This window comes from Aeromonas sp. sia0103 (assembly GCF_963895295.1).
In the GTDB taxonomy this organism is placed as follows: Bacteria; Pseudomonadota; Gammaproteobacteria; order Enterobacterales; family Aeromonadaceae; genus Aeromonas; species Aeromonas encheleia.
The window spans coordinates 1-450 of record NZ_CAWQKG010000026.1 but is presented as its reverse complement, the minus strand read 5'-3'; the positions used below and the strand labels follow the sequence as shown (position 1 = coordinate 450).

Genomic DNA, 450 nt, shown 5'->3' with positions numbered 1-450 from the left:
CATAGCTCCACTTGCCAGCCGCATCGATGGTCAGGCTGCCCAGGGCATTGGCACTCGGCGCGCCCACACCCGGTTTGAACTCGGCCTCGTCCGCCCCGTCCACGTCGGTCACGCTCAGGCTGCCGGTTTCGGTCAGGTTACCGCTGACCACGTTCAGGTCTTCGGTCACCGCACCGCTGTCATCACCCTTGATCTCGGCACCGTCGTTGACGCCGGTGATGGTGATGGTCACGGTGTGGCTGGTGCCATCCAGGCTCTGTACGGTGAAGGTCTCGACCTTGGTCTCGCCTTCGCCCAGGTACTGCACCTTGCTGTTGGCGACTTCATAGCTCCACTTGCCCGCCGCATCGATCTCCAGCTGACCCAGGGCGCCGGCACTCGGGGTACCCACACCCGGTTTGAACTCGGCCTCGTCGGCCCCGTCCACGTCGGTCAGGGTCAGGCTGCCGG

General features: G+C 65.3%; 1 protein-coding gene. It reads right to left on the bottom strand.

What is annotated here, in order from left to right:
• Positions 1-450, bottom strand: a 450-nt coding sequence (locus tag AACW18_RS11295) for a VCBS domain-containing protein (RefSeq protein WP_218390086.1), incomplete at both ends; no start/stop codon positions are given.